Source organism: Phaeobacter sp. G2 (assembly GCA_025163595.1).
Lineage (GTDB): Bacteria > Pseudomonadota > Alphaproteobacteria > Rhodobacterales > Rhodobacteraceae > Pseudophaeobacter.
Genome location: CP104100.1, coordinates 3,031,671 through 3,055,220, shown reverse-complemented (window position 1 = coordinate 3,055,220; position 23,550 = coordinate 3,031,671). Strand labels below are relative to the sequence as shown.

General features: G+C 57.7%; 22 protein-coding genes. 10 read left to right on the top strand and 12 right to left on the bottom strand.

Annotated features, from left to right (window positions below):
• Nucleotides 1-364: 364 nt before the first annotated feature.
• A complete protein-coding gene (locus N1037_14480; GenBank protein ID UWS78472.1) occupies nucleotides 365-1,231 on the bottom strand; it encodes an SDR family oxidoreductase in 867 nt (288 codons plus the stop codon).
• 131 nt (nucleotides 1,232-1,362) lie between these two features.
• Between N1037_14480 and N1037_14475 the strand changes: the two genes are divergently transcribed.
• From N1037_14475 to N1037_14465, 3 genes are all read left to right on the top strand, one after another.
• A complete protein-coding gene (locus tag N1037_14475) occupies nucleotides 1,363-2,286 on the top strand; it encodes a LysR family transcriptional regulator (protein ID UWS78471.1) in 924 nt (307 codons plus the stop codon).
• A gap of 537 nt (nucleotides 2,287-2,823) precedes the next feature.
• Entirely contained in the window at nucleotides 2,824-3,240 is a 417-nt protein-coding gene (locus tag N1037_14470) for a universal stress protein (protein UWS78470.1), read from the top strand.
• A gap of 42 nt (nucleotides 3,241-3,282) precedes the next feature.
• Nucleotides 3,283-4,947: a BCCT family transporter gene (locus N1037_14465; protein UWS78469.1), complete on the top strand. Its 1,665-nt coding sequence runs from the start codon at nucleotides 3,283-3,285 to the stop codon at nucleotides 4,945-4,947.
• A gap of 351 nt (nucleotides 4,948-5,298) precedes the next feature.
• Here N1037_14465 and N1037_14460 read toward each other — a convergent pair whose 3' ends face one another.
• Nucleotides 5,299-6,147, bottom strand: a complete 849-nt coding sequence (locus N1037_14460; protein ID UWS78468.1) for a hypothetical protein — start codon at nucleotides 6,145-6,147, stop codon at nucleotides 5,299-5,301.
• 199 nt (nucleotides 6,148-6,346) lie between these two features.
• Nucleotides 6,347-7,456, bottom strand: a complete 1,110-nt coding sequence (locus N1037_14455; protein ID UWS78467.1) for an NADH:flavin oxidoreductase — start codon at nucleotides 7,454-7,456, stop codon at nucleotides 6,347-6,349.
• Between the two features lie 304 nt (nucleotides 7,457-7,760).
• On the opposite strand from N1037_14455, the gene N1037_14450 reads away from it, so the two are divergent.
• The 3 genes from N1037_14450 to N1037_14440 all read left to right on the top strand — a co-directional run bounded on the left by N1037_14450 (nucleotide 7,761) and on the right by N1037_14440 (nucleotide 10,465).
• A complete protein-coding gene (locus tag N1037_14450; GenBank protein UWS78466.1) occupies nucleotides 7,761-9,047 on the top strand; it encodes a lipoprotein-releasing ABC transporter permease subunit in 1,287 nt (428 codons plus the stop codon).
• The gene (locus N1037_14445) at nucleotides 9,040-9,723 is read left to right on the top strand and encodes an ABC transporter ATP-binding protein (protein UWS78465.1); all 684 of its coding nucleotides are present in this window, start codon (nucleotides 9,040-9,042) and stop codon (nucleotides 9,721-9,723) included. Before N1037_14450 ends, N1037_14445 begins: the two co-directional genes overlap by 8 nt.
• Nucleotides 9,724-10,057: 334 nt before the next feature.
• Nucleotides 10,058-10,465: a cytochrome c gene (locus tag N1037_14440; protein ID UWS78464.1), complete on the top strand. Its 408-nt coding sequence runs from the start codon at nucleotides 10,058-10,060 to the stop codon at nucleotides 10,463-10,465.
• Between the two features lie 52 nt (nucleotides 10,466-10,517).
• Here N1037_14440 and N1037_14435 read toward each other — a convergent pair whose 3' ends face one another.
• The 4 genes from N1037_14435 to N1037_14420 all read right to left on the bottom strand — a co-directional run bounded on the left by N1037_14435 (nucleotide 10,518) and on the right by N1037_14420 (nucleotide 13,187).
• The gene (locus N1037_14435; protein UWS78463.1) at nucleotides 10,518-11,201 is read right to left on the bottom strand and encodes a hypothetical protein; all 684 of its coding nucleotides are present in this window, start codon (nucleotides 11,199-11,201) and stop codon (nucleotides 10,518-10,520) included.
• Nucleotides 11,202-11,286: 85 nt separating this feature from the next.
• Entirely contained in the window at nucleotides 11,287-11,946 is a 660-nt protein-coding gene (locus N1037_14430) for a DNA-3-methyladenine glycosylase I (protein UWS78462.1), read from the bottom strand.
• A gap of 19 nt (nucleotides 11,947-11,965) precedes the next feature.
• Entirely contained in the window at nucleotides 11,966-12,388 is a 423-nt protein-coding gene (locus tag N1037_14425) for a PaaI family thioesterase (GenBank protein ID UWS78461.1), read from the bottom strand.
• Nucleotides 12,336-13,187, bottom strand: a complete 852-nt coding sequence (locus N1037_14420; protein UWS78460.1) for a hypothetical protein — start codon at nucleotides 13,185-13,187, stop codon at nucleotides 12,336-12,338. The genes N1037_14425 and N1037_14420 overlap by 53 nt, the downstream gene beginning before the upstream one ends.
• A gap of 174 nt (nucleotides 13,188-13,361) precedes the next feature.
• Here N1037_14420 and N1037_14415 point away from each other — a divergent pair, with 174 nt between their 5' ends.
• Nucleotides 13,362-14,150, top strand: a complete 789-nt coding sequence (locus N1037_14415) for a hypothetical protein (protein UWS78459.1) — start codon at nucleotides 13,362-13,364, stop codon at nucleotides 14,148-14,150.
• A gap of 374 nt (nucleotides 14,151-14,524) precedes the next feature.
• Here the strand turns inward: N1037_14415 and N1037_14410 are convergent, their stop codons facing one another.
• Nucleotides 14,525-15,496: a hypothetical protein gene (locus N1037_14410; GenBank protein UWS78458.1), complete on the bottom strand. Its 972-nt coding sequence runs from the start codon at nucleotides 15,494-15,496 to the stop codon at nucleotides 14,525-14,527.
• Nucleotides 15,489-17,447, bottom strand: coding sequence for a DNA topoisomerase IV subunit B (gene parE / locus N1037_14405; protein UWS78457.1), 1,959 nt, complete (start codon nucleotides 17,445-17,447; stop codon nucleotides 15,489-15,491). Before parE ends, N1037_14410 begins: the two co-directional genes overlap by 8 nt.
• 277 nt (nucleotides 17,448-17,724) lie before the next feature.
• Here parE and N1037_14400 point away from each other — a divergent pair, with 277 nt between their 5' ends.
• Nucleotides 17,725-18,333 carry a peroxidase-related enzyme gene (locus N1037_14400; GenBank protein ID UWS78456.1) on the top strand — a complete coding sequence of 203 codons (609 nt, stop codon included), beginning with the start codon at nucleotides 17,725-17,727 and terminating at the stop codon, nucleotides 18,331-18,333.
• Between the two features lie 32 nt (nucleotides 18,334-18,365).
• On the opposite strand, the gene N1037_14395 is transcribed toward N1037_14400, so the two are convergent.
• Nucleotides 18,366-19,235, bottom strand: coding sequence for an alpha/beta hydrolase (locus tag N1037_14395; protein UWS78455.1), 870 nt, complete (start codon nucleotides 19,233-19,235; stop codon nucleotides 18,366-18,368).
• 211 nt (nucleotides 19,236-19,446) lie between these two features.
• On the opposite strand from N1037_14395, the gene ppk2 reads away from it, so the two are divergent.
• Nucleotides 19,447-20,370 (top strand): polyphosphate kinase 2, encoded by a 924-nt coding sequence (ppk2, locus tag N1037_14390; protein ID UWS78454.1) that lies wholly within the window; start codon nucleotides 19,447-19,449, stop codon nucleotides 20,368-20,370.
• A gap of 106 nt (nucleotides 20,371-20,476) precedes the next feature.
• Nucleotides 20,477-21,871: an MATE family efflux transporter gene (locus N1037_14385; protein UWS78453.1), complete on the top strand. Its 1,395-nt coding sequence runs from the start codon at nucleotides 20,477-20,479 to the stop codon at nucleotides 21,869-21,871.
• Nucleotides 21,872-21,915: 44 nt separating this feature from the next.
• Here N1037_14385 and N1037_14380 read toward each other — a convergent pair whose 3' ends face one another.
• Together N1037_14380 and N1037_14375 are read right to left on the bottom strand one after the other, a co-directional pair.
• The gene (locus N1037_14380; protein ID UWS78452.1) at nucleotides 21,916-22,329 is read right to left on the bottom strand and encodes a hypothetical protein; all 414 of its coding nucleotides are present in this window, start codon (nucleotides 22,327-22,329) and stop codon (nucleotides 21,916-21,918) included.
• Between the two features lie 18 nt (nucleotides 22,330-22,347).
• Nucleotides 22,348-23,550: a pyridoxal phosphate-dependent aminotransferase gene (locus N1037_14375; protein UWS78451.1), complete on the bottom strand. Its 1,203-nt coding sequence runs from the start codon at nucleotides 23,548-23,550 to the stop codon at nucleotides 22,348-22,350.

The following is a 23,550-nucleotide window of genomic DNA, read 5'->3' as shown; positions in this document are numbered from 1 at the left end:
TACACAGAGCGCAGGCGGCGCGCTCCCGGACGGGTTTCACTTTGGGCATGGCTGGGATTTCTTGCCGGGTGTCACCGCTACAGATAGCATCTCAAACTCGATTGGCGCTAGCGTCCGCTGCCAGCCCAAAGCAGACATGGTTCCCGATTCCGTTTCGCTAAAAGCGGACCTTTAGCAGAGGTGCGAAACAATGGTTTTGGGTCTAGTTGCCCAAATGCCTGGCAAATTTCTTTTCATGTGACCCCAAATTCAATGCACTGTTCATCGTCTGATCGGTTCAGAGTTTTCCTTACAAGGATTGCCCCACAGCAGCGAACTGCTATGGAACATGATAAAGCTAAGTAATCTGTAGGCCTGTTTTGCCCTAGCCGGTCTTTATTGCGGCAAGATGGCTTAGGCCTAAGGCATTGATTGTATTGGTCTGCAAAGGAGTCATTGCCGCATTTGCCTCGTCCGCACCGAAGCTTGTTCCGACCACAACCCTCGCCGGACGTGTACCTGCAGACTGTGAAACCAAGCCAGAAACCGCATCGGCGACATCTTGCGGGGCTGGCGCCTCCGGGCCTGAGAGCATGGCCATGAATTGTTCAAACATCTCAGCAGGAATTTTGCCCGTATCCCCGTATTCGCTCACGGTCTTCTGGTCCACAGGTTGCGCCGCACTCGCGTACATTTGGGTGGGGAAAGCGCTAGGTTGTACTAGGCAAACGTCAATGCCGAGCTGGGATAGTTCATAACGATAACTGTCGCTTAGGGCCTCCACAGCAAATTTGCTAGCGCCATAGATACCGAAAAACGGAAAGGTAACACGTCCGAGAATCGAACCGATGTTCACAACGAGACCTTTTCCTTGCTGGCGCATCGATGGGAGGACCGCGCGGGTAACGCGGTGTACCCCTACGACATTTACATTGAACAGCTCTGCCACCTGTTGATCTGAAAAGGCTTCGGACACTCCCGCAGATGCAACGCCGGCATTGTTGACCAACACGTCGATCTGGCCTTGAGTGGATAGGATTCCGGAAACAGCCGCCTCGATGGATTCTGCTTGCGTGACGTCCAGGTCGACAACATTGAGGCCTCGATTGCGCAGAGATTTGGCATGGTCGCGGTTCTTCCCAGCCGTGTCGCGCATTGACGCAAAGACTGTGTGACCAGATCCGGCCAGTGTTTCACAAATGAGCCGTCCAAATCCGCTGGAGGCTCCGGTAACTAAGATGGTTTTGGGCATAGAATACTCGTTTTTTGCTTGGTCGTTTCGGGCGTTGCGAAACTTGGCACCGCCTGCAAGCTTGGTATCATTTGTGATATGGGTGTATTAAGTTCCAAAACTGGAACAAGATTTATGCGGGTTTTGCACAAATGGAAGATCTGAATTTGCTAAGGTTGTTCGTTCAAGTCACGGACCAAGGGAGCTTTTCGGCCGTCGCACGCTCCACACGTACAACACCCTCGGCAATTTCGAGGCAAATCTCACGGCTTGAGGAAAACCTGGGTACGCGTTTGTTGCAACGCACGACACGCCAGCAAGAGTTGACTGAAGCTGGCGAAATCTACTTGCGTCACGCCAGACAGATCATTGAAGATGTTGATGCTGCGCGACATGCCGTAACGCGCCTTAGCGGAGCACCTTCGGGCGTGTTGCGAGTAACAGCCGAAGCAGATTTGGCCCTTACTCTATTGTCTCCGGTATTGCCGGAGTTTCTGGAGACTTACCCAAATCTACGGGTTCACGTTCATACATCCTCAGTCATGGAAGATCTGATCAGCCGGGGGATTGATGTAGCAATTCGCGTGGGGCACCTTGCCGACTCGAGCCTGATAGCAAAGCGCCTGACAATGAGCCGATCTCTGCTTGTGGCAAGTCCAGAGTTTTTAAGACGTGAAGGCGCTCCTCAACATCCAGAAGATCTAGCCAGGTTCTCATGTCTCTCATTCAGAGTTGAAACGGAACAGGCCACTTGGCGTTTCAGGTCAAGCGAAGATGTCGCAGCTGTTTCCGTGACCGGGCCCGTTCAGGCGAGCAGTCTCGTTCTCCTGAAAGAAGCTACCAAATCTTGCCTCGGCATAGCAATGTTACCGATCTGGATGGTGCGCTCCGAGCTGGAAACTGGCACGCTTGTTCCTGTCTTACCTGGCTTTCCTCTAGAACCTCCCGCGACCCCAATTAGTGCAGTCTACCCAAGCGGGAGGAACCTTGCGAGCAAGGTCCGGGTGTTTGTCGATTTTCTCGCAGCCAAGATAGAGCCAGCCTCGACTGACGTGATTGATCCGGATGCACTCTAAAACCAGATATTGATTTGACGTGCGGCTTTTAGAATTTGGGGGGCAGAGTGGTACATCTATCATCCTGAGAAATGACTGCTTTGCGCTGGGTGCCTGGATTTGCAAAGGTCGCAATCTTGCGCATTGCGGCCTTCCATAGTGACATTTGACAGTTGTGGCTCCTGGCCTAGGCCAGGAACTCCTTTTAACTGCTACCCGGCTGAGGGGAGCAGGCGCGGGCTGCTTGCGTTTCGACATCTCTGATCTCCTTTTCGTCGAAGATCAGCAGACTGCAAGTCGTAGCTTATGTCAGTGTCCGAATTTCGAGGAGTAGCTCATCTGCCTGTGTTGCCCAAACATCATACGAAGGCTCCCTGATGCAGAAATCGGCGCGCCTGTTTACATTATCCACCCACAGCCTGTTTGCATTCCTCTCCCACAGAAGGTTAGGTTCAGTATTACGGTCGAAAAATTATCGGTTCTGAGAAAAACGCGGGCTTGTGTGGCCCTTAGGAGTGAGAAAATTCCGCCAAGCCACGCACTCGCAGGGAGGTGACAATGTTTAAGCGAATTATGACACCTGTCGATCTGGCGCATGTCGAGCGGCTTGGCACCGCGCTTGACTGCGCGGCGGATCTGGCAAAACACTATGGTGCGCCGATTGTTTACGTGGGGGTCACGTCGTCTGCCCCAAGTAAACTTGGGCATAACCCGGAAGAGTTTGGCCAAAAGCTTGCAGCCTTCGCCGAGTCAGAGGCGGCAAAGCATGGCATCGAGGCGTTGGCGCATACCGCTGTTTCGCACGATCCAACCGCCGAGATCGACGATGCGCTTATGCGCGCAATCGGTGAAACCGGCGCCGACCTTGTCGTAATGGCGAGCCATGTGCCAAACGTCATGGACTACATCTGGCCGTCAAACGGTGGAAAGCTGGCAGAGCATGCAAAGTGCTCGGTAATGGTTGTGCGCGCGTGATACGCCGGACCGCTAAACGAAAATGACAGGGGGAGTGGAAACTTGGTAGATAACTCAGAAATAGACGAAAACACAGGGATACCGGCGCCCGAGGGCGCCTCAGATATCATCGATACTGATTACGAAATTGGCCAAGACAATATCGAAACGCAGTTCGGGCCCTTTGGCATGGACATCCACAACCCGGTCTTTCTGATTTCCAGTCTGTCGGTGGTGGCCTTCGTGCTCTACGCGCTGCTGGCACCGCAACAGGCGGCTGATTTCTTTGGCTGGCTCCGCCCGGCACTGACATCAACCTTCGACGGATTCTTTTTGTCGGCGGCGAATATCTTTGTTGTGTTCTGTCTTGCCCTCATTGTGTCGCCCTACGGGGCGGTCCGGTTGGGCGGCGCTGACGCGACCCCGGATTATGGCTATGCGGGCTGGTTCGCGATGCTGTTTGCAGCCGGTATGGGCATCGGGCTAATGTTCTTTGGCGTTTTGGAGCCGGCCTATTACTTTGGTACCCCCTGGGGGGATGAACCATTGGGCGCGCTGCGGCCCTTCACTGAGGATGGCGTCTTGATCGCTGAAAACGTCGAAGCCGCCCGGCGCATGGCACTGGCAGCGACGTCTTATCACTGGGCTCTGCACCCCTGGGCAATCTACGCAATTGTCGCGCTCGCCCTTGCACTGTTCAGCTACAACAAGGGGCTGCCGCTTTCGATCCGTTCGGCCTTCTACCCGATTCTGGGTGAACGTGTCTGGGGCTGGTGGGGCCACACCATTGATATCGTAGCGGTCTTCGCAACGCTCTTTGGTCTTGCGACCTCACTTGGTTTGGGGGCGCAACAGGCCAATGCTGGTCTGGAGTATGTCTATGGCATTCCAAACAGCGTAACGGTTCAGGTCATCCTCATCGTGGGCATCACAATCGTGGCGCTGATCTCGGTGCTACGTGGTCTTGATGGCGGGGTGAAAATTCTCTCCGAGCTCAATATGATTGTGGCCATCGCGCTGCTTCTCTTTGTGCTGTTCACCGCGGGGGCCGTTGGCATCTTTACCGATTTCGGTAATACGCTCGTGGCCTATGCGCAGGAGGTTATCCCGCTGTCCAACCCGTTTGGTCGCACGGATGACGGCTTTCGCGAAGGCTGGACTGCGTTCTACTGGGCGTGGTGGATTTCCTGGTCTCCTTTCGTTGGCATGTTCATTGCACGTGTTTCGCGTGGTCGCACCGTTCGCGAGTTCATCACCTGCGTGCTGATCATCCCATCGGTGGTCTGCATCTTCTGGATGGCCGTGTTTGGCGGAACAGCAATCAACGACATGATCGCCAATCTTGGCGACAGCGCAGTGAAGGCCAACGTGATCGACGCCTACGTGCCGGAGCTGTCACTCTTTGCGATGCTTCAAAGCCTGCCACTGGCCTCGGTCACTTCGACCGTCGGTATCGTTCTGGTGATCGTGTTTTTCGTGACATCCTCCGACTCCGGCAGCCTCGTGATCGATACGATCACAGCTGGTGGTAAGGTCGATGCGCCGGTGCCGCAGCGTGTGTTCTGGTGTACCTTCGAAGGGTTGGTCGCCATCGTGCTTCTGATTGGCGGTGGCCTCGGATCCTTGCAGGCGATGGTCATCTCGACCGGCTTGCCTTTCACGGTCGTGCTGCTGTTGATGTGTTGGTGCATCCTCAAAGGGCTGATGCAAGAACGCAAGCATATCTGATACTATAAACGTGAACGGGCGCGTCGCCGCGCCCGTTCTTATGCCTGCTTTACGTAAACCTGACCTGCGCGCGGTCGCAGCCAAGAGTTTGCCCATCCCTCCAGTTCATGTCTTGTTTCGGCGCAGTTTTTCGGAGCTCGCTAAGAGCGCAAAGCACAATTGCGTTTCTGACTGTGGTGATCGCCGCTTTCAGAATGGCCCCTGCGCTAAAGCGCCAGTGTCGCACTGCGGTATGGCCGAGAGTCTCAATCAAAACTTTCAGGTTTCTTCAATGCTGCGGATGCATGTGTGCAGGCGGTAGGGTGTCTTGAGGCGGCCTGCGCCGCCTTGGCTGATGTATCGCAGGGAGAGCTAGCTTTCGGGTTCAGAAGTGGTCTGGACCACCTCGCGGCGGCGCATTTTTTGGCGTTTTACGATGGCAACGGTTCTGCGTGAGATCGAAATGCTGTCGATCCAGGCGACCAGACGGCTTTCCTGGAGGCTGAGCTCTGGGCCATGACGTTGGGCGCAGACCAGGGCTGCCTGCAGACGGCTGAAGTAGCTCCAGAAGGATTCTTCATGGTCGGCATATTGCGCCCCTTCTTCCTTGGCCAGGAAGCTGGTGTGCACGTCCTCAACGATATAGACGCCGCCTGGGGGCAGCATCGGAAACAGGGTTTGAAAGCCGATGATCTGATGCGACCAAAAGTGAGAGGCATCGTCCAGGATCACCGAGGGCTGATAGGTGCGAAAGACCCGCTTGAGGAACCTTGGCTTGGCGGCATCTCCGATCTCGATATGGATGCGCTCTTCTTCAAAGCTTTTGGAGATGCCTTTGATGTCAACGCCGATAATCCGCGCCTTTGGAAAAAACGACTTCCAGGTGCGCAGCGAAGGCGCGCGGCGGCTGGGCAGGCCAACGCCGAGTTCCAGCATGGAAAATGACTTTTCTTTATAGGGTGTTAGAAGGTGCTCATAAAACCGCATGTAGTCATGGCGTTTGGAGCTTTTGTCGGTTTCAGCGGCAATGGCCAGCCTGTCCAGCTCACCCAGAGGCAGCAGCTCGGCAACCTCTGCCGGGTGGCTATCCTCTACCGGTGCTTCGGGCGCTGCCACAACTGGCGTGTCACTCTCTTCAGCCAGGACATTGGCTTTTGTCGACGCAGAGGTCTTGGGTTTAGGACTTCTCAGGGGTTTGGGTATGTTTGATGATTTTGTCACGTTCTGCGCCTGTCATTGTGTGTCAAAACGCTAGCAGTCCAGGGGGGTGATTGCAAAGTCAAACCAGGCCGCAGGGTCAACCCGGCCACACAGCAAACTCGGCAGCGCCGGAAACTAGACTGCTGATACAAAACCGCTCCCGCCCAGGGCTGAGGCCGGGCGGGAACGGTAGGGGCGGGCTGTCAGGGCGGTGTTGCGATCAACGCAGCTGGTGCAGCATCTTTTTCTCGTAGGCCACCAGTCCGCCGGTCTGCCCGGCGGCAACCTGATTGGCCCAGTCCGGGTTGGCAATCAGGGCGCGGCCAACGGCGACAAGGTCAAACTCGTTCCGGTCTGCGCGTTCAATCAAACGGTCCAGGCTGGCGGGCTCGGCGCCTTTGAAATCAGCGGTGCCGTCTTCGGGCAGGAAGTCGGCGTTCAAGCCAACGCTGCCGACGGTGATCGCGGGCTTGCCGGTGAGCTTGCGGGTCCAGCCGGCCAGATTCAAATCGCTGCCCTCGAACTCGGGCTCCCAAAAGCGGCGGGTGGAGCAATGGAAGATATCAACCCCGGCTTCGGCAAGTGGCGTGAGGAAGGCCTGCAGCGCTTCGGGGGTGTCACACAGCCGGGCAGAGTAGTCCTGCTGCTTCCACTGGGAGTAGCGGAAGATGATCGGGAAGTCTTCGCCGACGGCGGCGCGGACTGCGCGGATGATCTCCAGGGCAAAGCGTGAGCGCTGCGCCAGATCGCCACCGTAGCCGTCCTGGCGCTGGTTGGTGCCATCCCAGAAAAACTGGTCAATCAGATAGCCATGGGCACCGTGTAGTTCGATCGCGTCAAAGCCGATGTCTTTGGCGTCCGCCGCAGCCTGGGCAAAGGCGGCGACAACATTATCGATATCTTCCTGTGTCATGGCGTGGCCGGTCACCTTGCCGGGGATGGCCATGCCGCTGGGGCTGTGACCCGGGGTGTCGCCACCGGGATTGACGCCGGGGCGACGAATGGCGCCCACATGCCACAGCTGTGGCGCGATCTTACCGCCTGCTGCATGGACTGCCTCAACGACCTTTTTCCACCCTGCTAGCGCCTCTGCGCCATAAAAAGCGGGCACATTGGGATAGCCGCTGGCGGCCACGTGGTTTACAAAGGTGCCTTCGGTGATGATCAGGCCAACGCCGCCTTCGGCACGGCGCTGATAGTAGGAGACCACGGCCTCATCGGGAACATTGCCGGGCGAAAAGGTGCGGGTCATCGGGGCCATGGCAATCCGGTTCTTCAGGCTCAGTTTGCCAAGGTCAACAGGGGTAAACAGGGTATCGGCGCGTTCCATTGGGCGGTCCTTTTAAAATCAATAAGTCGATCAGCCGCTTGGGCGAACTGTATCTTTTGTCAGCATCAAACAGCACTGAGCCCCGGCACGATAGGTTTTACTTTGGGTCAAATCGGCAGTGACCCAGCGTTCTGCCGATTTCGCACTATGCCCCCAGGTTTTAGGCAAGCGGTGTCTCCCATTTTCTACATTCGGTGAACTAGCCCAGTGGGGGCGGTGGATATGCGCTGAGTGTGGTGCACTGTGGCTTGACCCTGCGCCCAGGAAAGCCCAGTTTGGCGAAAAACTGCGAGCAGGAGCCAGCATGGCCAGCACCCCCCCGCCTTTTGCGCGATTTGAATGGATGATTGCCTGGCGGTACCTGCGGGCGCGCCGGGCCGAGGGCGGCGTGTCAGTGATGACCTGGATCAGCCTCATTGGCATTACCCTGGCGGTTTTTGCCCTTATCGCGACCCTGGCGGTGCGTTCTGGGTTTCGCTCGGAATTTGTGGGCACCATCCTGGGCGCAAACGCCCATGTGACGCTCTATTCCCACGGCGCGCTGAACGCGGCTGGCCAGATGGAGCGCAGCATCACGGATTTTGACGCCATGGCGGCACGGGTGGCCACGGTGCCCGGCGTGATCCGCGCAGCGCCGCTGATCAAGGGGCAGGTCATGGCCAACGCGCGCCAGCGCAACGCCGGGGTTGAGGTCTTTGGCATCTCCAAACCCGGCATCCTGACCATCCCCGGCGTTGCCCAAAGCGAGGGTGCCATGGGCGATCTGGATCGGTTTGAGGACGGGGTCGCAATCGGCTCTGGCGTGGCGCGGGAACTGGGGGTCAGCCCCGGTGATCGTATCAAGCTGATCTCGCCCAATGGGGTCAAAACCCCCTTTGGCACCAGTCCACGGGTCAAGGCCTACGAGGTGGTCTACATTTTTACCGCCGGGCGTTATGACATTGATCGCACCCGGCTCTATATGCCCTTTGCCGAGGCGCAGAGCTTTTTCAACCGTGAAGGTGTGGCGGATGAGATCGAGGTGATGATCACCGACCCGGAAGCGGTGGACCTGAAGATCCTGCCCCTGTTGCGGGCGGCGGATGGCGCGGTTGGGGTTTGGACCTGGCGCGATGCCTCGGGTGGTTTTCTGCGGGCGCTGGAGGTTGAGGACAATGTGATGTTCATCATCCTGTCGATCCTGGTGCTGATTGCGACGATGAATATCGTCTCGGGGCTGATTATGCTGGTTAAAAACAAGGGCCGCGACATTGGTATCTTGCGCACTATCGGGCTCAGCGAGGGGTCGGTAATGCGGGTGTTCTTTATCTGTGGTGCCTTTACCGGCGTGTTGGGGACGCTGTTTGGTGTCATCCTGGGCTGTCTGTTTGCCAGCTATATCGACCCAATTTTCTCTTTTGTGAATTTTGTGATGGGCGGCGGCGTCTGGGATCCCTCTATCCGTGGCATCTATGCGCTGCCGGCCGAGCTGAACCTGCCCGATGTGCTGTCTGCGGTGGGGCTGTCGCTGGGGCTGTCCTTTGTGGTGACAATCTTTCCCGCCCGGCGTGCCGCCCGGCTGAACCCGGTGGAGGCGCTGCGCTATGAGTGATGCTGTTTTAGAGCTGAAAGCTGTGACCAAGTCCTATAATCAGGGTGCGGCCAACCAGATTGACGTGCTGCGCGGCGTTGATCTGACCCTGAACGCCGGGGAGATGGTGGCACTGGTGGCGCCCTCGGGCGCAGGCAAATCCACCCTGTTGCATATCGCGGGCCTGTTGGACGTGCCGGACAGTGGCAGCGTCACGGTGGCCGGACAGGACATCAGCGGCAAGGGAGACAGCATGCGCACCAGCCTGCGTCGCCAGGAACTGGGCTTTGTCTATCAGTTCCACCACCTGCTGCCGGAGTTCACCGCGCTGGAGAACATTATCCTGCCGCAACTGGCCAATGGGATTGCACAGCGCGCCGCCGAGGCCCGGGCCGAGGAGCTCTTGGCTCTGGTTGGGCTTTCAGCCCGCGCCCAGCATCGGCCTGCGGCGCTGTCGGGGGGCGAACAGCAGCGGGTGGCCTTTTGTCGGGCGCTGGCCAATAGGCCCCGCGTGTTGTTGGCGGATGAACCCACCGGAAACCTGGATCCCGGCACCTCAGATCAGGTCTTTGCCGCGCTGATGGATTTGGTGGCTGGCACTGGCCTGTCGGCGCTGGTGGCCACCCATAATCCCGAACTGGCCGCGCGGATGGACCGCCGGGTCAAGCTGGAGCAGGGCAGGCTGGTCGATCTTTAGGCGGGCGGTGGAGCTGGTTGGCCGAGTGCCCCATTCACAGTCGCTAGAACCGAGATGCCCAGCATGAAAACCGTATAGCGTCGCATGGGTTTCTGCTCTGGTGGCTCCTCCTCTCGCGGGGGGCAGGCTGCTGTGTGAGCGAGAAGCGGCCACCGCCGACAGGGACTAAGCCGTGATCTTGTGACATCCCCTGTGCATTATTATCGTCGCTGTAGTGAAATGGTGCTTAAATGCAGCCCATGGCAGACAATTTTTGCTCTGATCTGGTGCCTAGGTGGCCGTTTCAACGGGGTGGAATTATACTGTCGCTGCGCAAGAATAAGGAAGCATGTTGATGAAATCCCCAGTTGTGGTGTTAAGCCTGATCGCTTTGTCCTTTGGTCTATCAAACTGCGCCCCTGGGGATGTTGATATGCCAGAGCCAGCCGAAGGCGCGGCGCTGTTTAATCAGAACTGCTCTGCCTGCCATGGTGTAGATGCTGATCTGGCCACACGAGAGCTATCCGTGGATGCCCCTGATCTGAGAGATATCACATCCCGAAACCGCGGTGTTTTCCCGCGCGCAGCTGTACTGTCGCAGATTGACGGATATGGCCGTGGTCGCGTGGGGGCAGAGGCAATGCCTGAATTTGGTGCCCTGCTCGAAGGAGATCTGGTCCCGGTTGCAGTGGATGACGTCTTTACGCCGACACCGCGCCCTCTGGCGGCGTTGCTGGCCTATCTGGAAGATATCCAACGCTGATCCCGCCGCAGCTGTGCCATGTGGTGCAGGGTCTGATACAGCACCTGGCGTGTCAGGTGCATATTCCCGCGAGGTCGGCGTCTTTCCACGGCAGATAGACATCGCTTTGCCGGGCCTGTGGCAGGTCCGTCACCGGCATCACCGCCTTGAGCATCTCATGCAGGCGCTTACTGCGGGCGGCCTGTGGTGCCAAGGCGCGGCAACAGACGTATTCTTCGACAATGGCGCCCTGCTGTTCATAGCCATAGCTGAGAAAATCCGGGCTGCTCTCAAGCGCAAACAAATAGGGATCCGGGCTGGCACTGTGTTCGGCCGCTGCCCGCAACGGGTGATAGCCAGTGATATGGCGGTTCTGCCACTGCCAGACATGGGTCATCTCATGGGCCAGCAACATGGCCTCCACCAGATACAGCCGATCTGGATAGGCCGGCATATAGTCTTCGGTGTACCAGTCTTTGACAAAAAAGATCCGGTTGAACAGGGTGACGGCTGCTGGCGAGGAGGTGACAATCTTTTCTTCCTTGACCGGTGGCAGGATACGTTCGCGGCAGGTGACGCGGGGGCGGGGTTTGCGCCGAAATGTAACAGCGGCCACGGGCGCGCCACGTACCAGATGCACCTGGTTGGTATTGAGGCTGTCGCCGTGAATATCGGACAGAAAACTCAGCTCTGCCTCGCTGAGCGGCCGACCGCAGGCGGCAAGCAAAGAGCAGATCAGAACAAGCCGCAGGATCATAAGACGCCTCGGATGGTGTGCTGCAGGCCATGGCTGCATTTGCATATCTTGCGCATAAATGTGCCCCGTTTCTCTCGCTGTACCCTTAGCCGCAACTCAAAGCCAGAACCCGGCTTACTTCCATCAAGGATCGGCCCGATTGCTCTTGCCAACGGTTAAAAGCCGCCTGAACCTGGCGCAGAGCGGTTTTAGAGGTGGCGGGTTTGTCGATCACCCCTTCGGCGATCAGCCGTCCGGTAACATCCTTGGACAGGACAAAGCCATCCCGCCCGGCAAAGCGCATCACCATCTGGCCGCTGTTGCCACCCAAGCGGCTGCCGCGCTTTTTCAGCATCTCCAGCAGCCCGACGAAATCCGATGTTGGCCAGTCGGTAAACACCTTGGCGGCGCCCCCCTCCTGGCGCAGCTCCATCAGAAAGGCCGCATTGTCGCGCACCGTTTGGATCTTGGCACCATTGCGGACAATTTGGCTGTCGCGCAGCAGGGCATCAAGTTTTTCATCATCCATAAAGGCGTTCTTGACCACATCAAACTGGTCAAAAGCGGCCTCAAATCCTGGCCATTTTGTCTCGATCACCTTCCAGCTGAACCCGGCCTGAAAGACGCATCTGGTCATCAGGGAGAGCCAGCGATCCTCTGCCAGGGTCGCAACATCGGGGTCCGGGCGCAGAAGCTTTGCTTCCAGCGCCTGGGCGCCGCCGTGACGGTCAGCTGAAATGTCAAAGATCTGTTCAAAACTGCGCAAGCTGCTGTTGTCCGATCTATCAGGGGGCGTAAAAAGTTGCAGTAGCGGTAGAGATCAATTTGCCGCTGGTTTCCTCGTGCATTTCGGCGCGGGCAAAGACCAGCGCCTTGCCTGCGCGCACCACTTCGGCCCGGCATAGGATGGCAGTGCCAACGCCGGGGCGCAAAAACTGCGTGTGCAGATCAGTGGTGGCAAACATCCGCATCTCGCCGGCATGGGCAACGGCGGCCAGAACCATGGCCGTATCCGCCAGCGCCGCCAGCGCCTGACCCGACACAATGCCACCCACCCGCGCCAGATGGGGGGCAAGCGGCATATGCAAGACCGCTGCTACGGGAGAAAACGCGGTCACCGTCAGGTCCAGGGCCCGGACCCATTCGGCAAAATTCTCATCCAATAGGGCCTGGGCGTCTTTGACGCTCATCGCTGGTGTGGAGTTCATCTCGGCCTCTTTTGCTGCTCTGTCTGGGGGGAGCGTAGCGGTCTGGTTGGCGCAACTCCACCACAGATTTGCCCAAACGAAACGGCGCCGCAAATCCGACCAGACAAAGCGCAAAGAGTTGCAACACCAGGATATGGGCGTTGTCCTGCAGATAATCCCATTCCTGTTTGAGCCGCTGGATATGGGCGATCAAATCGTCATAGGCCCGCGCCAATATAACAAAGTCAGCAGCAATGGTTGGCTCTCGGCGGCGCAGGTTTTCCACCGATGCCTGGGTTGGCTGATCCAGCGAGGAGAAAACCAGAAAGCTCTCCGGGTCAAAAGCATCGGCGCTGGCGGCCTTGGCCGTTATCTCCTGGGCTGTGGTGCCGGATCCGGCAAGAAAGGCGATGCCCTGCAGCGGTGCGACCTCATCCGTTACGGCGATGAACAGGGGCAGCTCTGCATTGCCCGCAGTCGAGGCCGACAGAAATTCGATCTTGTCACAGAGCACTGCAATATCGGTGTCATCGGTTGGGTCGCAAAACCGCAGGCGAAACCGGGCCGCATCGCGGTCAAAGGCTGCGGTGGCGGCATAGGCGAGATCAATCTGGCGCTCCAGTTGGCTGCTGTCGGATTTGTAGATCCCGGCGATTACCGCCGCCAGCGCGCCAATGCCGCCCAGCAAGACCCAGACCAGATCGGCATATTTCCAGGCCTGGTGGCCCTCTGGCTTGCGCAGCAAAAAGCCGGTGCCGATGGCGCCCAGGCCAAAACAGATGAGGATCAGCAACAGCTGGTTTTCGGCGACAAAGATCATAGGGGCTCCTGGCGGCGGCGGGGCGTGCGTCTTGTCAATAGAAAGACTGCGACGGCGGGCTTGCAACAGGGCTAAAGCAAATGTGACCGTTTACTACAGATCTGCTTAAACTGTTTGCAACGCTGGTCTGCTTCTATGGGCCCGTGGTGGAATGACGTTACCGGAGAAAACATCATGATGCGTTTTGTGGGTGGATGTGTGGTCCTTGTGGCAAGCTTCGCTGGCGCGGCAGTGGCGCAGCCGATCACCTATGAGGTGCGCGGCGGGATGTATGAGCAGGAGATCATTGCCTATGTGAATGGCGCGCCGGTTCAGGCTCTGGTGCCGGAGACCGGGATCTCCAACAAAATCCTGGAGGCGGATTTTGATGGCGACGGTCAGGTGGATCTGTTGCACAGCTGGAGCGGCGGCGGCAATTGCTGCGCGCCCAGCTACGCGGTGTTGTCTTTGCAGGGCGGTCGCTTTGTCAACGTCACCCATCCGGAGTTCTACGCCTGGGGCGATCCCGAGGTACAGCAGACGCCCCAAGGTTATCGCTTTTTGGTTGAGACAACCGAGTCCGGAGTTGGTCAGACCGATCTGAACGGGCGTTTTGCAGCCTTTGCCTTTACCGGCAGCGCCCTGCAACTGGTCGAGAGCCGGGTGCTGGACCAGATGCTACCCTCGTTGGCGCAGCTCTCGGTGCAGGACTATGACCGCCCCGGTTTTGACAAACGCTACCCACTGAAGATGCAGTATGATCTGGATGGCTCAGGCAGCCTGGATCTGCTGCACTGCAACTGGTGGGAGCGCTGGGGAGTGATCAATTGCGAGATCCAGTTGGCGACGGGGCGCAAGATCACACTCAGTACCGGCTGCGTGCGCCTTGGCATCCTCTCAAGCCGCACCGCTGGCATGCCCGATCTGGTCTGCGGCCGCGAAACCGTGCTGCGCTTCGACCCGGCACGCGGTAGCTATCAGTAGCCTGGCTTGGCGGAGCCCTTAGCTGGTGCCCGCAGCTTTGGAAGATGGCAGTTGTGAGATGTTTCCCTGGGCCGTCACGCCCGCGCCTGACCTTCCCCCGTGGAGTTGGAACCGGTCCGCATAGCGGCAAACAGTGCGGGGCACTGTTTGAGGTTCAAACGGGCGGAGCCCTGCGCCTTCAACCGTGCAAGTCTACGTGCAGCGCTTGCAGGAATTCCCTGGGGCGTGGCGCGTAGCGGCACGGCCCGCGCCTGACCTTCCCGTCTTGCCGGAGGCATGCTTTCAGCATGACGAAGGCGCATTCGCGCCCTCCCAAGGTCAGGCGCGGGCCTCGGGAGGCGATTGGGCTAACCTTTAATAACTATTTGTTTTAATTATTTTTTTGAAATTGTTGTGATTTTAAGGCTCAACAAGAAAATCCCGATAACTGGCCAGATGGCGTACTCTAGAATGCCGCCTAGCTTAGAAAATGAGCTTGTGAGAAAGTGATCAAACCACGATAAATCTACTGTAAGCGAGTGATAGTCTCGTTCTACGTCTGAAAGCATTTCTATCTCAGTTGGGGATAGGATAGATCCATCACTTCCTATCAGGTATTCGACAAAGTTGCTTACAGTCAGTGATTTGGATGTTACCTGTAATGGAAAGAAAAAATGCAAGTTTCTTTCTATTTCTGAAACATGAACGATTTCGGAAAATGGTATATCTTCAGAGTGAAAATTGGCCAGCTGGCCATTCTTCCAAAAATTTAAAAGACTGCTGGTGATGGGCGCTCCGCCAAATGCCTTTTCACACTCTTTGGATACCTTTATCGGGGCATCTAAGTCTAAGCTCATGCTACCCCGAATGATAACGCCAAAGCGGTCCTTGTAGGAGATGCCGGTATGGCCGTCATGTAGACCATACTCATGTATGCATGCAGATTGAACGGGGGAGCTACCCAGTTTCTGCAAATATTCATTTGCTGCGTGAACGAGCACTTTTGGTTCACTGAAGAATAGGTGGCTAAATCGCTTCGCTGCTTCTAGTTCTGTGAAGTTCTCAGCGATCGCTTGCTTTAGATCTCCTCTCGGAAGGTGCAGTTCACCTACCTGTTTCGAATTGATCCATGTAAAAAGTACTACGCTAACGATACCTGTTGAGTAATAAACTAAATCCACAAGTTCTTTGCTTGGCTGACATTTGTGCCTCACATAGAGAGCAAACAGTACTGCTAAGGGCGCATAAAATGCCAAGGCGGCGAGGTAGTGATTTTCAACTTTTATACCGGAAACAAAAACATAGACAACCGGAAACAAAAGTAAGCCAAACCATAAATGGACTATATGAAGCCCGGCTTTAAACATCCAGCTCCTCAACAAACCTAGCGTTTTCCTGAATATACTGGTAGCGCAGCTCGGGTTTCTTGCCCATCAGGCGCTCGACCAGATCTCCGGTCTCGCCGGGTTCGTCCTCATCAATGGTCACCCGGATCAGTTTCCGCGTGCTGGGGTCCATGGTGGTCTCTTTCAGATCCTTGGCGTCCATCTCGCCCAGACCTTTAAACCGGCTCACATCAATCTTGCCTTTGCCGCCCAGGCCCTTTTCCAGCCACAGATCGCGCTCGGCCTCATCCAGGCAATAGACGCGCTTGGCGCCTTGGGTCAGGCGGAACAGCGGCGGGCAGGCGAGGTACAGATGACCGCCATCAATCAAGGGCCGCATCTGGGTGAAAAAGAACGTCATCAGGAGGGAGGCAATATGGGCACCGTCAACATCCGCATCAGTCATGATGATGATTTTGTCATAGCGCAGATCATCCAGCACAAATTTGCTGCCCAATCCAACACCCAAAGCCTCGCAGAGATCATTGATCTCGGCGTTTGAGCCCAGCTTGTTTGAGGCCGCGCCCAACACGTTGAGGATCTTACCCTTCAGCGGCAGCAGCGCCTGATTGACCCGGTTGCGCGCGCCCTTGCCTGAGCCCCCCGCAGAGTCGCCCTCGACGATGAACAGCTCGGTGCCCACGCGGTCCTTGGAGGTGCAATCCGTCAGCTTGCCCGGCAGGCGCAGTTTCTTGGTGGCCGATTTGCGCTGGGTCTCTTTCTCCTGCTTGCGCCGCAGGCGTTCCTCGGCCCGCAGCACCAGAAAATCGAGGATGGCGCCAGCCGATTTGGTGTCTGCCGCCAGCCAGTTGTCAAAATGGTCGCGCACCGAGTTTTCCACCATCTTGGCAGCGCTCTCGGTCGACAAACGATCCTTGGTCTGGCCAACAAAGGCAGGGTCAGCGATGAAACAAGACACCAGCCCACAGCCCCCCGCCATCAGGTCGTCGCGGGTAATGCTGGCGGCCTTCTTGTTGCCGACCAGTTCACCATAGGCCTTGATGCCTTTTAAAATGGCAGCCCAGAAGCCCGCCACATGGGTGCCGCCCTCGGGCGTGGGCACGGTGTTACAGTAGCTTTGGGTGAAACCATCGCGTGAGGGTGTCCAGTTGATCGCCCATTCCACATAGCCCGGCTCGCCAAACTTCTCGCGGAACTCCACCTTGCCGGCAAAGGGCGCATCGGCATAGACCGAGGCCTTGCCCAGCACCTCTGTCAGATAATCCTTGAGCCCGCCGGGGAAGTGGAAGGTGGCCTCAACCGGGGTTTCCTTGTCGTCGATCTCTGATTTCCAGCGGATCTCCACGCCCGAGAACAGATAGGCCTTGGAGCGCACCAGGGTGAACAGGCGCTTGGGCTTGAACCGATGTGAGCCAAAGATCTGTTCATCCGCATGAAAGGTGACAAAGGTGCCGCGTTTGTTGGGCGCTGCGCCGACCTTTTCAACCGGGCCCAAGGGCAGGCCACGGGAAAACCGTTGTTCAAACAGTTCTTTGTTCTTGGCGACCTGAACCACCAGACTATCTGACAGGGCGTTTACCACCGAAGAGCCAACCCCGTGCAGACCGCCGGAGGTCTGATAGGCCTTGCCAGAGAATTTCCCCCCCGCGTGCAGGGTGCACAGGATCACTTCCAGCGCGGATTTATCCGGGAACTTGGGGTGCGGATCAATTGGAATGCCGCGGCCATTGTCGGAAATGGTGACCGAATGATCCGCATGCAGGGTGACTTCGATGCGGTTGGCATGACCCGCGACTGCTTCGTCCATCGAGTTGTCGAGGATTTCTGCCACCATATGGTGCAGCGCACGCTCATCCGTGCCGCCGATATACATGCCGGGGCGCTGGCGCACCGGTTCCAGCCCTTCCAGCACTTCGATTGAGGAGGCGTCATAGATTTCGTCGGCGGGCGTGCTGAGAAGGTCGTTTGCCATTGGCGGGAGCTGCTCTTTGGTTTGTTTTGGTTGCGGCTATTATGTCAGGTGTTGTGGTGTTGCGAAAGAGGCCCGCTAGGGGCTGTGGATAACCAAGCCTCCCAGAGACCACCACAGCCAGCCAAAGACACGAACCCACAGGCCAGAGGTCGGCTCTTGATCAACCGCTCGCGCAAAGGTGACAGGTCGTGGTGGATTTTTGCTTTCCCTTTTGGATTGCCCGGCTAGGCTCCGGCTCCTAACGTGCAGGAAAAGCTGGACAGGGGAAGAAAAAGGCATGGCATGGATCAAGACAGTTCCGTTCGAAGCGGCAACCGGCAAGCTGAAAAAGCTGTATGAGCGGGTCACGGGACCTAACAACAATGTCGACAACATCATGATGGCCCATAGCCTGCGGCCCCATTCGATGGAGGGCCATATGGCGCTCTATAAAAATGTGCTGCACCATACTGGCAACAGAATCCCCAAGTGGTTTCTTGAGGTGCTGGGCGTCTGGGTCTCGTCCTTGAACAACTGTGACTACTGCGTTGAGCATCATTTTGCCGGCCTCCAGCGGCTGTTGGCGGATGCGGATCGTGGTCTGGCCATTCGCGCTGCGATCGAAGCGCGCGATCCGGCAGTAGCGCCTCTGGATAAGGCACAACAGGCCGCCATGCAGTATGCGCGCAAGCTGACAGAGGCCCCGGCCAGCCTAGTTGAGGCAGACATAGAAGCCCTGCGTCAGGTGGGATATGACGACGGCGAAATTCTTGAGATCAACCAGGTCAGCGCCTATTTTTCCTATGCCAACCGAACGGTTCTGGGGCTTGGCTGTTCAACCAAGGGCGATGATCTGGGGCTTAGCCCCAACAATTCGGAAAACCCGGATGACTGGGGCCATAGCTAGGGGTGCGAAAGCGACTTATGCGACGCCTTGGGTCAGGGGTTCCAGTTAAGAATAGCCTCGGCCAGGTCTTTGGGTTTTTGATGATGCAGCCAGTGATCACAGCCCGCAATCGTGATGCGGGTCAGCTGCGGCGCAAACTCTTCCAGCCCAAGGGTGGTTTCCGGCAACAAGGCGGTATCCCCATCCCCCCAGAGCAACAGATGGGGCTGGGGCACCGTCAGGCGCGCAAGCGGTAGTGCTGGCATGGCAATGGGCTGCCCGGGTTTGGCGACCTGTAGCGGTGAGGCGCGATACCAGTTGACCATGGCCTGCAGCCGACCCGGGCGCGCCCATTCCGCTTTGTAGGCGTGCAACCGTGCGCCAGAGAGCCAGGACATATCCATATGGGTTGCAAACAGGGCCTGCAGTTTCTCAAACCCATTGGCGCTCAGCTCGGCTTCTACCCCTGGTTGGCGCAGCCAGGGAATATATTGCGACGCGGCTGACTGCTCGCCGCCACTGGCCAGGGCCTGCTGAAACGGCACCGGGTGTACACCATTGGCGATAATCAGACGGTCGACCAGATGCGGATGAAACATCGCCAGCCCATAGGCGATTGCGGCGCCCCAATCGTGACCAAACACCGTCACCGGCCCCTGCTCGGCGCCAATCAGCGCAACCATATCGCCAATCAGACTTGAGGCGGCGTAGTTCTCGACGCCTTCAGGAGCCCAGCTCTGGCCATATCCGCGCTGGTCGGGGGCAATACAGTGGAAATGTTGACTGAGATGGCTTGCGGTTTCCGCCCAGGCCCCACCGTATTCCGGGAACCCGTGCAACAGCAACAGACGGGGCAGGGCGGGGTCGCCCCAGCGGCGGACAAAAAAGGGCTGCCCCTGGAGGCTTTCGATGGCGCTGTGCATGTGGTGTCCTCCTGCGATGAAAGACAAGGCTGGGGCCAGAGCCTTTTGCAATCAAGCCAACCGTTGCGTCACCAGGTGCGGCAAGACTGTTTTGAAATGCACTCCATATGACAGCTTCTTGACACAGGTCAGCGCGTGGATGCGCTGGGGCATATAACATCGCCTCGAACAGCGTCACTCGAACAGAGTAAATGAGTAAAAGGGAACACTGATGACAGAAACCACTGGAAATTCGCCAAGTGCTGCGACCCCCGCAGAGGCCCCGCAGGCCGCGGCCGTTAGCCATCCCTCACCAGAAGATATCCGCCGGGTCTTTGAAAGTGGGCGCTATCCCTACAAGCGTAAGATGTCGCGTCGGACCTATGAGGCCGAGAAGGCGCGCCTGCAGGCAGAGCTGTTGAAAGTTCAGATCTGGGCGCAGGACACGGGTCAGAAATTCGCCATGGTGTTTGAAGGGCGTGATGCTGCTGGCAAGGGGGGGACGATCAAACGCTTTACCGAGCACCTGAACCCGCGCTCGGCCCGGGTTGTTGCCTTGAATAAACCCACCGACGAAGAGCGTGGCCAGTGGTACTTCCAGCGCTATATCAATCACCTGCCTACCAATGGTGAAATTGTTCTCTATGACCGCTCTTGGTACAATCGGGCAGGCGTCGAGCGGGTCATGGGCTTTTGTGAGCCGGATGAGTACCTCGAGTTCATGCGCCAGACACCTGAGCTGGAGCGGATGTTGGTGCGGTCTGGAGTGCGGCTTTATAAATACTGGTTCTCGGTCACTCAGGCCGAACAGCGACGCCGGTTCCAATCCCGCGAAACGGATCCGCTGAAACAGTGGAAGCTGTCACCGATCGACAAAGCCAGCCTTGGCAAATGGGATGACTACACCGAGGCCAAGGAGGCGATGTTCTTTTACACAGACACCGCAGACGCGCCCTGGACCGTGGTCAAATCCAACTGCAAGAAACGGGCGCGCCTGAATTGCATGCGACATTTCCTGAGCACAGTGGACTACCCGGGCAAAGATCCCTCAATCGCCCAGGCCCCTGATCCACTGATCGTGGGCCAGGCGCATCATGTGATTCATCGGTCCGATCACATTCTGGGTAAGGCGCTGCATCCAGACGCAAAAGCGTGATACACGGAGTGCGATAGCGCCCCCTGTCTGGGGGCGTTATTGGGGTGGTATTGCGCGCAGTACTGTCGGTACTTGCCGGGCGCGCAGTACCTGCTAAGACTGCCCTATGATAGATCAATCCAGCACTCATCTTACCACATCCACAATGACCAAAGGCGGCCACCTGCGGGCTGTGTCTTTGCTTGGTTTTCCGTTGGTTGGCGGTCACGTGGCGCAATATGCCATTGGCATGACGGATTCGCTCATGCTGGGCTGGTACGGGGCCGAGGCTCTGGCGGCGGTGACACTGGCCGGATCCTATTTCTTTGTGTTTTTCCTGATGGGTGCAGGATTCGCCTTTGCGGTAATGCCTCTGGTGGCCGCCGCTGCCGGGGCCGGGGAAGAGCGCCAGATCCGCCGCGCCACCCGCATGGGGCTGTGGCTGTCGCTGCTTTATGCTGTGGCGGCGATGCCGGTGCTGCTGTTTTCAGAATATATCTTGTTGGCGCTGGGACAAAATCCAGAAGTGGCAGGACCGGCCTCTGCCTATCTGCAATTGGCGGGCTGGGGGCTGTTTCCGGCGCTGTTGGTCATGGTGTTGAAATCTTATCTGGCGGCGCTGGAGCGCACGCAGATCGTGCTTTGGATCACCATTTTGGCGGCTGTGGTGAACGGGCTGGTGAACTATGCGCTGATATTTGGCAACTGGGGCGCACCAGAGCTGGGCATTGCCGGGGCGGCCTATGCCTCGATTGCGACGCAGTCGGTGTCCTTGCTGACAGTGGGAGCATACGCCCTGTGGGTGCTGCCCGAGCATGAACTGTTAAAGAATTTTCACCGCCCGGATTGGGAGATGTTTTTCCGGGTGTTTAAATTGGGCATGCCCATTGGTCTGACCAATCTAAGCGAAGTCAGCCTGTTTGCCGCCTCCGCCATGATGATGGGCTGGTTGGGAACCATCCCGTTGGCGGCCCATGGCGTGGCGATGACGCTGTCGGGGCTGACATTCATGGTGCATCTGGGCCTGAGCAATGCAGCCACTATTCGTGCCGGCAACGCCTATGGGCGCCGTGATCGCGCTCATATGGCGCTGGGCGCCCGGGTGGTGATTTTACTGTCGCTGGCCATGGCGCTGCTTGGCAGTGCGGCCTTTTTATTGGTCCCGGACCCGCTGATTTCGCTGTTTCTGGACCCCACGGACCCCAACAAGCCTGAAATCCTGATTGTTGGGGCGGGTCTCTTGGCGATGGCAGCCCTGTTTCAGCTGGCGGATGGCATGCAGGTGATCGCGCTGGGCTTGCTGCGCGGTGTGCAGGACACCAATTGGCCGATGGTGATTGCGGCGCTCAGCTATTGGGCGATTGGCGTTCCGGCCTCTTATCTCTTTGGCTTTACCTTTGGCTGGGGCGGCGTCGGGGTCTGGTCGGGGCTGGTGCTGGGGCTTTGCTTTGCTGGTGTCTTCCTGATGTCGCGCTTTTGGCGCCATTCCATCCTGCTGACAGAAGAAAAGCCTGCGGCGTAAATCGCCACAGTGATTTGCTAAAACGCCGGGGCGGGCTGCAGAGCTTAGTCGCCCTTTTGCCCCTTGATGAGCCGATCTGCCTTTTTGCGCACCAAGACGCTGCGCAGGTCATGCATGGTCAGCAACAGATCATCGGTGACAGATTCGAGCTGTTCGTCGGTGGCCTTGGTCTGGGCCCAGTGGGCGGTGAGGTTCAGGTGATCCACCGCCCGCTTGATGTCATCTATGTCCCGTGCGGCCAGGACCGCGCGCCGGTCTGCCATCCAGGATTTGATCGCCGCCAGATCCTGGTCTGACAGGGCGCGTCCGCCATGTGGCTTGATCTCGCCGTTGCGGATGTTGATGGCTGCAATCTGATCCATGTCGATGCGCCGCTGCCGGTTTTCGGTATCAACCCGAAACACAAAAGCACCGTTTTCACGCACGCGAAAGAAATACTCGGGCAGCGTTGCAGCCATCAGCTTGGATCCTTTGGCTTAGGTCAGGGAGGCGCAGAACGCGGCAATACGCGCGCAGGCCTCGGTGAGGGCTTCGTCCGAGGTGGCATAGCTGACCCGGAAATTTGGCGACAGGCCAAAGGCCGCGCCAAAGACCACCGCGACATCCGCCTCAGCCAAAAGCGCCGTTGCAAAGGCCTTGTCGTCCTCAATCACTGTGCCTGTGGGCGTTGTCTTGCCGATCAGCCCTTTGATCGACGGATAGACATAAAAGGCGCCTTCTGGGGTGGGGCAGGTCAGGCCGTCGATAGCGTTGAGAGCAGCCACCACCAGATCGCGGCGCCGTTTGAAGGCGACATTGTTGGTTGCCAGAAAATCCTGCGGGCCATTCAGCGCCTCAACCGCAGCCCATTGGCTGATGGAGGAGGGGTTGGAGGTCGACTGAGACTGGATCTTGCGCATGGCAGCAATCAAATGCTGGGGGCCTGCGGCATAGCCAATGCGCCAGCCGGTCATGGCATAGGCTTTGGACACACCGTTGCAGGTCAGCGTGCGGTCATACAGACCGGGCTCCACCTGCGCCGGAGAGGTGAATTCAAAGCCATCAAAGACCAGGTGTTCGTACATATCATCCGACATCACCCAGACGTGGGGATAGCGCATCAGCACATCAGTCAAGGCTTTCAACTCGGCGCGGGTATAGCCGGCACCGCTGGGGTTGGAGGGCGAGTTGAAGATGAACCATTTTGTATTGGGTGTTATCGCCGCTTCCAGCTGTGCGGGCGTCAGTTTGAAATCCGTTTCCAGGCTTGCCTCAACCGCGACAGGTGTGCCGCCGGCCAGCAGTACCATATCCGGGTAGCTTACCCAGTAGGGGGCTGGAATGATCACCTCGTCGCCGGGGTTAAGTGTCGCCATTAGCGCATTATACAGTGTTTGTTTGCCACCGGTCCCGACCGAGACCTGTGCCGGTTCATAGGACAGGCCGTTCTCGCGCTCAAATTTGGCGCAGATGGCCTGTTTCAGCTCGATGATGCCGTCAGGGGCGGTGTATTTTGTCTTGCCCGCAGCAATGGCGGCATTTGCCGCATCCTTGATGTTCTGCGGGGTGTCAAAATCGGGTTCACCCGCGCTCAGTCCAATCACATCCCGGCCAGCGGCTTTCAGCTCGGCAGCCATTGCAGTAATCGCAATCGTGGGCGACGGTTTTACACGCTCGAGGGTCTTGGAGAGGAAAGACAT